General features: G+C 68.5%; 10 protein-coding genes. All 10 read right to left on the bottom strand.

Features of this window, described 5'->3' with window-relative positions; all coding sequences use genetic code 11:
• Nucleotides 1–533, bottom strand: a 533-nt coding sequence (lpxA, locus tag AAG801_RS36935) for an acyl-ACP--UDP-N-acetylglucosamine O-acyltransferase (RefSeq protein WP_341892896.1), incomplete at its 3' end; no start/stop codon positions are given.
• Between the two features lie 24 nt (nt 534–557).
• Nucleotides 558–1004, bottom strand: a complete 447-nt coding sequence (gene fabZ / locus AAG801_RS36930) for a 3-hydroxyacyl-ACP dehydratase FabZ (protein WP_341892895.1) — start codon at nt 1002–1004, stop codon at nt 558–560.
• Nucleotides 1001–1996 carry a UDP-3-O-(3-hydroxymyristoyl)glucosamine N-acyltransferase gene (gene lpxD, locus AAG801_RS36925; RefSeq protein WP_341892894.1) on the bottom strand — a complete coding sequence of 332 codons (996 nt, stop codon included), beginning with the start codon at nt 1994–1996 and terminating at the stop codon, nt 1001–1003. Before lpxD ends, fabZ begins: the two co-directional genes overlap by 4 nt.
• Nucleotides 1997–2012: 16 nt before the next feature.
• Entirely contained in the window at nt 2013–2534 is a 522-nt protein-coding gene (locus AAG801_RS36920) for an OmpH family outer membrane protein (protein WP_341892893.1), read from the bottom strand.
• Nucleotides 2534–4837, bottom strand: coding sequence for an outer membrane protein assembly factor BamA (bamA, locus tag AAG801_RS36915; protein WP_341892892.1), 2304 nt, complete (start codon nt 4835–4837; stop codon nt 2534–2536). The genes AAG801_RS36920 and bamA overlap by 1 nt, the downstream gene beginning before the upstream one ends.
• Before the next feature lie 9 nt (nt 4838–4846).
• A complete protein-coding gene (gene rseP, locus AAG801_RS36910) occupies nt 4847–6214 on the bottom strand; it encodes an RIP metalloprotease RseP (RefSeq protein WP_341892891.1) in 1368 nt (455 codons plus the stop codon).
• Nucleotides 6211–7404 (bottom strand): 1-deoxy-D-xylulose-5-phosphate reductoisomerase, encoded by a 1194-nt coding sequence (gene ispC, locus AAG801_RS36905; RefSeq protein WP_341892890.1) that lies wholly within the window; start codon nt 7402–7404, stop codon nt 6211–6213. Before ispC ends, rseP begins: the two co-directional genes overlap by 4 nt.
• Nucleotides 7405–7417: 13 nt before the next feature.
• Nucleotides 7418–8251: a phosphatidate cytidylyltransferase gene (locus tag AAG801_RS36900; protein WP_341892889.1), complete on the bottom strand. Its 834-nt coding sequence runs from the start codon at nt 8249–8251 to the stop codon at nt 7418–7420.
• Between the two features lie 2 nt (nt 8252–8253).
• Complete coding sequence (gene uppS, locus AAG801_RS36895) at nt 8254–8988, bottom strand: polyprenyl diphosphate synthase (protein WP_341892888.1); 735 nt, start codon at nt 8986–8988, stop codon at nt 8254–8256.
• 51 nt (nt 8989–9039) lie between these two features.
• On the bottom strand, nt 9040–9600 hold the full coding sequence (frr, locus tag AAG801_RS36890) for a ribosome recycling factor (protein ID WP_341892887.1): 561 nt from the start codon (nt 9598–9600) through the stop codon (nt 9040–9042).
• Nucleotides 9601–9624: the final 24 nt, after the last annotated feature.

The following is a 9624-nucleotide window of genomic DNA, read 5'->3' as shown; positions in this document are numbered from 1 at the left end:
GGCACGTCCTGCGACACCGCACTGCCGAAGCCGACCATCACATGCGCGCCGATCTTGACGAACTGGTGGATGCCGGTCAGGCCGCCGACCGTCACCCAGTCGCCCAGGTGCACGTGGCCGCCCAGCGTGGTGTTGTTGGCCAGCGTGGTGCGGTCGCCGACCTGGCAGTCGTGCGCGATGTGCACGTAGGCCATGATCCAGTTGTCATCGCCGATGCGCGTGACGCCGGTGTCCTGGGCGGTGCCGAGGTTGAAGGTGCAGAACTCGCGCACCATGTTGCGGTCGCCGATGACCAGCTCGGTCGGCTCGCCCGCGTACTTCTTGTCCTGCGGCACGGCGCCGATCGAGCTGAACTGGAAGAAGCGGTTGTCACGGCCGATCGTCGTGCGACCCTCGATCACGCAATGCGGGCCGATCGTCGTGCCTTCGCCGATGCGCACCTGCGCACGCACGATGGTGTACGCATCGATGGTGACGTTCTCGCCGAGTTCGGCACCGCGCTCGACGACTGCCGTGGGGTGGATGTTCGCCATCTCCGGATCTCCGCGGCGCGCGCCTCAGGCGAAGCTGCGCATCGTGCAGGTGAGGTCTGCCTCGACGGCGACTTCGTCGCCGACCAGGGCACGCGCCTTGAACTTGAACACCGAGGCCTTCATGCGTTCCAGACTCGCTTCGAGCACCAGTTGGTCGCCAGGTTCCACCGGCCGCTTGAAACGGGCGTTGTCGATGCCGGCGAAGTAGTAGACCGTGTTCTCGTCGGGCGACTGGCCGAGCGTCTCGAAGGCCAGCAGTGCCGAGGCCTGCGCCAGCGCCTCGATCATCAACACGCCGGGCATCACCGGCCGCTTGGGGAAATGGCCGTTGAAGAACTGCTCGTTGATGGTCACATTCTTGATCGCCTTGATGCGCTGGCCCTTCTCGACCTCCAGCACACGATCCACCAGCAGGAACGGGTAGCGGTGCGGCAGCTTCTTGAGGATCTGGTGGATGTCCATCGTCGTCATGGTTGTCTCGGCGTGTCGTTCTTTTCCAGCGTGCGGATGCGCTCGCGCAGCGTGTGCAGCTGGCGCAGCGTGGCCGCGTTCTTTTCCCAGGCCGCATTGTCGTCGATGGGAAACACGCCGCTGTACTGGCCCGGCTGGCGGATCGAGCGCATCACCACCGAAGCGGCCGAGATATGCACGTCGTCGGCCAGCGTCAGGTGGCCGAGCACGATCGCGCCGCCGCCGACCGTGCAGCGCTTGCCGATCACCGCGCTGCCGGCGATGCCCACGCAGCCGGCCATGGCCGAATGCGCGCCGATGCGCACGTTGTGCCCGACCTGGATGAGGTTGTCGAGCTTGACGCCGTCCTCGATGACGGTGTCGTCGAGCGCGCCGCGGTCGACGCAGGTGTTGGCGCCGATCTCGACGTCATCGCCGATGCGCACGCCGCCGAGCTGCTCGATCTTCTCGTAGCGCAGACCGCCATCCGCCTTGACGGGCGCGAAGCCGAAGCCGTCGGCGCCGATGACCACGCCGCTGTGAACGATGCAGCGCGCGCCGATCGTGCAGCCGTCGTACACCGTCACGCGCGCCGCCAGCCGCGTGCCGGCGCCGATGTGCACGCCGGCGCCGATCACGCACAGCGGGCCGATGACGGCGTCGGCCGCGATCTGCGCGCCCGGATCGACCACTGCACTCGGGTGGATGCCGGCAGCTCGCTTCGGGTGCATCGTGCGCACCCACCACTGCGACAGCCGTGCGTAGTAGAGGTAAGGGTCGGGGGTGACGATCGCCGCGCCGCGGGCGGCCGCTTCGTCGCGCACGCCCGGCGCGACGATCACGCAGCCGGCGCGGGTGGTGGCCAGCTGCGCACGGTACTTCGGGTTGGCGAGGAAGGTGATCGCGTCAGGCGTCGCGCCCTCCAGCGTGGCGATGCGCGCGATGCGCAGCTCGCCGTCACCGAGCAGTTCGCCGCCGAGTTGCCCGGCGATCTCGCGCAGAGCAACTTCCATCGGCGTTGCCCTGCCCTTACTTGCCGTTGCCGCTCTGGGCGTTCAACGCCTTGATCACCTTCTCGGTGATGTCGATCCGGGGGCCGGCGAAGACGGCTTCCTGGATGATCAGGTCGTACTTCTCGGTGTCGAAGATCTGCTTCATCACCTTGTTGGCACGCTCGACGACGGAGGCCAGCTCCTCGTTCTTGCGCTGCGTCAGGTCTTCCTGGAACTCGCGGCGCTTGCGGTCGAAGTCGCGATTCTGCTCGACCAGCTCGCGCTGTCGGCGCGTGCGCTCGCTCTCGGACAGCGTCGGCGCATCCTTGTCGAGCTTCTCGCCGGCTGCCTTGAGCCGGTTGGCCAGCTCGGAGAGCTCCTTCTCGCGCTTGCCGAACTCGGCCTCGAGCTTGGCCTGTGCGGCCTTGGCAGGAGCGGCGTCACGCAGCACACGATCGGCGTTGACGTAGCCGATCTTCAGTTCCTGGGCCTGCGCACCCAGCGCCGCAAGCGCCATCAGCGCGGCAGCGGCGGTCGACTTCAGGAGGGAAGTTTTCATTAGAACGCGGTCCCGATCTGGAATTGCAGTCTCTCGATTCTATCGTTCGGCTGTTTGCGGATCGGCGAACCCCAGCTGAGCTTCAGCGGGCCGACCGGCGAGATCCAGCTCAGGCCGATGCCGGCCGACGCGCGCAGGCTGTCGGCGGTGATTCGTTCGGACTCGCCCCACACGTTGCCGACGTCGACGTAGCCGAACAGGCGCAGCGTGCGGTCGTTGCCGGCGCCAGGCACCGGCACGTACAGCTCGCTGTTCAGGTTGAGGCGGCGGTTGCCGCCGATGTAGGCGCCGGTGACGTCCGGCGGGCCCAGCGAGCCCTGGTCGAAGGCGCGCACGGTGCCCAGGCCGCCGCCGTAGAAGTTCTTGAACACCGGGTACGGCCGACCGGCCAGCCCACGGCCGTAGCCGATCTCGCCGTTGACCGCGAAGGTGAACTGCCGCGTGATCGGCCAGTAGTGCTGGTACTGCAGGTTGGTGCGCAGATAGCGCGTGTTGCCGAACGGCGTCCAGTCGACGTTGACCCGCTTGTAGCTGCCGGCGTTGGGCACCAGTGCGCTGTCGCGCTCGTCGCGCGTCCAGCCGATGGTCAGCGGGAACGAGTTGCTGACGGCGCCGAACTGCAGCCGGTACAGGTACAGGTTGTTGGGCATCGCATTGGTGCCCTTGATCTCGGTACGCTCGGCGCCCAACCCGAAGAACACCGTGTCGTACTCGCTGAACGGCACCCCGAAGCGCACCGACACGCCCGGCGTGACGATCTGGTACTCCTCACCCTGGCTGTTGATCGGCCGCGAGGTGCGGTAGTAGGCGTCGAAGGCGCGCGAGATGCCGTCGATCGTGAAGTACGGATCGACCGTGCTGACCACCAGCGTGCGGCTGGACCTGCTGGTGTTGACCTCGACGCCGAGGTAGTTGCCCGAGCCGAACACGTTCTCCTGCTTGATCGACGCGGTCAGCGACAGCCGGTCGGCCGTCGAGTAGCCGGCGCCGACGAGCAGGTTGCCGGTCGGCTTCTCCTTGATGTTGATCGTCAGGTCGACCTGGTCCTGCGTGCCCGGCACCTCGACGGTGTCGACGCTGACCTCGCTGAAGTAGCCCAGGCGGTCGACGCGGTCGCGCGACAGCTTGATCTTGGCGCCGTCGTACCAGGACGACTCGAACTGGCGCAGTTCGCGGCGGATCACCTCGTCGCGCGTGCGGCTGTTGCCCGCCACGTTGACGCGACGCACGTAGACGCGGCGCGCCGGGTCGGCGACCAGCGTGACCACGACGCGGCCGTTGGCGCGATCGATCTCGGGCCGCGCATCGATGCGCGCGAAGGCGTAGCCGAAGCTGCCGAAGCGTTCGGCGAACTCCTTGGTCGTGTCGGTGACGTCCTCGGCACGGTAGGCCTCGCCGGGCTTGATCGTGACCAGGGTCTTGAAGTCCTCTTCCTTGCCGAGGTAGTCGCCTTCGAGCCTGACGGCCGTCACCGTGTAGGGCTGGCCCTCGGTGATGTTGATCGTGACGGTGATGTCCTGCTTGTCCGGCGAGATCGCGACCTGCGTCGAGTCGACGTTGAACTCGAGGTAGCCTCGGTTCAGATAGTAGGCGCGCAGCGTCTCGAGGTCGGCGTTGAGCTTGGAGCGCGAGTAGCGGTCGGCCTTCGTGTACCAGTTCAGCCAGCCGCCGTCGTTGAGGTCGAACAGGCCCTTGAGCGTGCCTTCCGAGAAGGCCTTGTTGCCGACGATGCGCAGTTCGCTGATCTTCGCGGCGGTGCCTTCGGTGATCGTGAAGACGACGTTGACGCGGTTGCGTTCCTGCGGCGTAACCGTCGTCACGACCTCGGCGCCGTACAGGCTGCGCGTCAGGTACTGGCGCTTGAGCTCCTGCTCGGCGCGGTCGGCCAGCGCCTTGTCGAAGGGCAGGCCTTCGCCGATGCCGAAATCCTTCAGCGACTTGATCAGCGTGTCCTTGTCGAACTCCTTGAGCCCGGCGAAGTCGATCGCGGCGATCACTGCACGTTCCTCGACGATCACGACGACCACGCCGTCGTCGATGTCGATGCGCACGTCCTTGAACAGGCCGGTGGCGAACAGCGCACGCAGCGCAGCGGATCCCTTGTCGTCGTTGTAGGTGTCGCCGATGCGGAACGGCAGCGAGGCGAACACCGTGCCGGCGTCGGTGCGCTGCAGGCCCTCGACGCGAATGTCCTTCAGCACGAAGGGCTCGACCGCCCACGCGGCCCCGGTGTGGAGCGCGGCGGCGAGGGCGAGGCTGAGGATGGTCGGGCGGAGTGCGGGCGCTCGGCGGGAGGAAGGCATGCGTCGGGGTCAGTGCAGGCCCAGCAGGCGGGCCACGTCGTTGTAGAGAGCCAGGGACATCATCATGAGCATGATGGCCACCCCGCCACGCTGCAGCCGCTCCAGCCACAACTCGGAGACCGGCCGCCCCGTCACACCCTCGAAAAGATAATACATCAGGTGCCCGCCATCGAGCATCGGCAGCGGCAGCAGGTTCAACACGCCGAGTGACACGCTGACCACCGCAAGAAAGCCGAGGTAGTAGGCCAGGCCGAGCTGCACCGATTGCCCGGCATAGTCGGCGATGGTCAGCGGGCCGCTGAGGTTCTTCAGCGACGCCTCGCCGATCAGCATCTTGCCGAGCATCTTCAGCGTCAGCGTCGACATCTCCCAGGTGCGCGTCACGGCGCGGGTGAGCCCCTCGACGACGCCGTAGCGCACCTTGACCACCTGCGGCGGCTGGCCCGGATAGGCCTCGATGCGGCCGACGCTCAGCGCCCCGTCGGCCACCACGTTGGGCGTCACCGCGATGTCGAGCGACTGGCCGTTGCGCTCGACACGCCACTGCATGGTGCGCGCCGTGCCGTCCGCGCCGCTGGCGCGGATCAGCTCGCGGATGCGGGTGGACTCGACGATGGCCTGGCCGTCGATGCTGAGCACGCGATCGCCGGCGCGCAGGCCGGCCTTCGCCGCCGGGCCGCCGGGCTTGGTCTCGCCGAGCACCGGCTCGCTGAAGGGCGCACCCAGGCCGATGCGTTTCATCAGCTGGGCGTCGACCTCGCGCGCGCCCAGCGTGTCGAGCTCGAGCTGAACGCGGCGCTGGCCGTGGCCCTGCGAATCGGTCACCATCAGGTGCAGCGGCCGCGCATTGAGCACGGCTTGTGTCACCTGCCAGCGCAGGTCGCCCATCGAGCGCAGGTCTTCCCACTGCGTGCCGTCGTCGGACCAGGCCTGCGCCCAGTCGCCGGCGCGCATTCCGGCGCGCTCGGCCAGGCTGCCCGCCGCGGGCGCCGCCATCAGCGCCTTCGGCTCGTCCATGCCGATCCAGTGCGCGCCGGCATAGAGCAGCACGGCCAGCAGCAGGTTGGCGATCGGGCCGGCGGCGACAACCGCGGTGCGCTGCCACAGCGACTTGCGGTTGAAGGCACGGTCGAGTTCGTGCGGCGCGACCGGGCCTTCGCGCTCGTCGAGCATGCGCACATAGCCGCCCAGCGGCAGCATCGAGATCACGAATTCGGTGCTGTGCGGCGTCGCCTGGCGGCGCCACAGCACGCGGCCGAAGCCGACCGAGAAGCGCAACACCTTGACGCCACAGGCCACTGCCACGCGGTAGTGGCCGTACTCGTGGACGACGATCAGCACGCCCAGCGTGAGGATGAATGCGGCCAGGGTGATCATCGGGTCAGGCCTTCCACCAGTCGGCGCGCTGCACGGCGCGACCGGTCGTCGAGTTCGAGCAATCCCGGCAGCGACCCGGCCTGCCCGGCCTCCGGCAGCACGGAGTCGATCGTGCCGGCGTTGACGCTGTGAATCTGATCGAAGCGGATGGTTCCGGCGAGGAAGGCCGCCACCGCCTCTTCGTTCGCGGCGTTCAGCACCGCGCTGCTGCCCGGCGCGGCGCGCAGCGCCTCCCAGGCCAGCGCGAGGCCGGGGTAGCGGGTGAAGTCTGCCGGCTCGAAGCTCAGCGCCGACAGGTCGGTGAAGTCCAGCCGCGAGGCGCCCGACTCGATGCGCTGCGGGAACGACAGTCCATAGGCGATCGGCACGCGCATGTCGGGCGTGCCGAGCTGGGCGAGCACCGAGTTGTCGCGGCACACGACCATCGAGTGGATGATGCTCTGCGGATGGATGACGACGCGGATCTGCTCGGGGGTCAGGTCGAACAGCCAGCGCGCCTCGATCACCTCCAGCGCCTTGTTCATCATCGTCGCCGAGTCGACCGAGATCTTGCGGCCCATCACCCAGTTCGGGTGCGCGCAGGCCTGGTCGGGCGTCACGTCGCGCAGGGTCGCCGGGTCGCGCGAGCGGAACGGCCCGCCGGAAGCGGTCAGCACGATGTGGTCGATGCGCGCGGCCCAGGCGCTGCGGTCCTCGGGCAGGCACTGGAAGATCGCCGAGTGCTCGCTGTCGATCGGCAGCAGCGTGGCACCGCCGGCGGCCACGGCGTCCATGAAGAAGGCGCCGCCGACGACCAGGGCTTCCTTGTTGGCCAGCATCAGCCGCTTGCCGGCGCGCGCCGCGGCCAGGCAGGGCGCGAGGCCGGCAGCGCCGACGATCGCCGCCATCACCGCATCGACGTCCGGGTGGGCTGCGAGTTGTTCCAGTGCACGCTCACCCGAGAGAACCTCGGTGTGCAGGCCTTCGCGCACCAGCCGCTCGCGCAGCGCACCGGCTCGCGCTTCGTCGGGCATCGCCGCAAAGCGCGGCTTCCACTGCAGGCATTGCGCGGCCAGCTCGTCGATGCGGCTCGCCCCGGTCAGCGCGAAGACCTCGAAGCGCTCCGGGTGGCGCGCGATCACGTCGAGCGTGTTCGCGCCGACCGAGCCGGTGGAGCCGAGCACACAGACGCGCAAGGGAGTGGAGCTCATGCGGAATACACCTTCAGGACGCGACCAGCGCCATGGCGATCGGGAACACCGGCAGCAGCGCATCGACGCGGTCGAGCACGCCGCCGTGGCCGGGCAGCAGACCGCTGCTGTCCTTCGCGCCCGCGCTGCGCTTGACCAGCGATTCGAACAGGTCGCCAACCACGCTCATCGCGGCCAGCAGGGCGACGCCGACCAGCAGCCCGAGCCAGCCCCAGCGCAGTTCGATGCGGCTGTACAGGCTGGGCGAGTCGACCGGCTGGGAAGCATCGACCCAGCGCCACAGCAGGGCCAGCACGATCACGCCAACCACGCCCGACCACACGCCCTCCCAGCTCTTGCCGGGGCTGATGGTCGGTGCCAGCTTGCGGCGGCCGAAGGCTCGCCCGCCGAAATAGGCGGCGATGTCGGCCATCCACACGAGGCACAACACCGAGAGGATGAAATTGATGCCGAGATGGCGCGCATGGGCCAGCGCCAGCCAGGCCACCCACAGCATCACCAGACCGAGCAGCCAGCGCAGCGGCATCGGCACGGCCGGCCAGCCCGCGGGGCCGGCGCGCAAGGCGAACGCGCCTGCGACGATCCAGGCGGCCGCGACGGGCCACCACAGCCAGCGCGGCGGCGTGGCCGCCCAGCCCAGCCACGCGGCCACCGCACAGGCCAGCGCCAGCAGCACACCGATCGCGATCGCCGCGCCGCCGGCCGCGTTGAGCCGGCCCCACTCCCACCCGGCCGCGCCGATGAGCACGAGTGTGAGCAGAGCGAAGGGCCACGGCGACGCCGCGAACAGCGCGGGCAACAGCAGCGCCAGCAGCACGATGGCGGTGATGACTCGCTGCCGGAGCATGATCAGGTTCCAGTGGCCTGCGCCGGCGCCACGCTGGTCTTCACCAGGCCGAAGCGACGGTCACGCGCTGCAAAGGCGCGGATGGCCGCGTCGAGCTCGGCCTCGTCGAAGTCCGGCCACAGGCAATCGCTGAACACCAGCTCCGAGTACGCCGCCTGCCAGAGCAGGAAATTGCTGATGCGCACCTCGCCGCCAGTGCGGATCAGCAGGTCGGGGTCGGGTGCGCCGCCGAAGGCCATGTAGCGGCCCAGCGTGGCCTCATCCAGCTCATCCGGGTTCACGCCGTCGCGCATGGCCGCACGGCAAGCCTGCACGATGTCCCAGCGACCGCCATAGGCGAAGGCCACCCACAGCGTGATGCGCGTGTTGTGCTGCGTGCTCGACTCGGCGCGGTCGCAGGCCTGGCGCAGGCGGTCGGTCAACTGCTCGCGGTCGCCGATCATGCGGATGCGCACGCCCTGGGCGGCCAGCTTGGCGAGGTACTTCTCGACCGCCACCAGCACCAGGCCCATCAGGAACGAGACTTCCTCGGCCGGCCGCTTCCAGTTCTCGGACGAGAAGGCGAACACCGTCAGGTGCTCGATGCCACGGTCGGCGCAGGCCAGCACGGTCTTCACCAGCGTGTCGACGCCAGCCTTGTGGCCGAACACGCGCGGCAGGTATCGGCGCTTGGCCCAGCGGCCGTTGCCGTCCATGACGATGGCGACGTGGCGCGGGGTGCCGGTGTCGGAACTCACGTGGGGCGTCGCGCGCAGCGTGCAGTGAAGTGCAGCAAGAAAACCCGGGCCTCAGACGGCCAGGATCTCCGCTTCCTTGCCCGACACGAGCTTGTCGATCTCGGCGATCGTGCCGTCGGTCAGGCGCTGGATCTGCTCCTGTGAGCGGCGCTCGTCGTCCTCGGAGATCTCCTTGTCCTTGAGCAGCTTCTTCAGGTGCTCGTTGGCGTCGCGGCGCACGTTGCGCGAGGCGATGCGCGCTTCCTCGCCGGCGTGCCGCACCACCTTGGTCAGGTCCTTGCGGCGTTCCTCGGTCAGTGCAGGCATGGGCACGCGCAACAGGTCGCCCTGCGCCGCAGGGTTCAGGCCGAGGTCGGACTCACGGATGGCCTTCTCGATCTTCGCCCCCATGCCCTTCTCGAACGGCTGCACGCTGATCGTGCGCGCGTCCAGCAGCGTGACGTTGGCCACCTGGCTGATCGGCAGCATCGAGCCGTAGTACTCGACGTGCACCTGGTCGAGGATGCCCGGGTGGGCGCGACCGGTGCGGATCTTCTGCAGTTCGACCTTGAAGGCCTCGATGGTCTTGGCCATCTTGGTCTCGGCGGTCTTCTTGATGTCGGCAATCGTCATGTCGGTCCTCTTTGCGCGGGCGCT

Source organism: Variovorax sp. YR752 (assembly GCF_943372545.1).
This window is presented reverse-complemented; position numbering and strand designations above follow the sequence as displayed.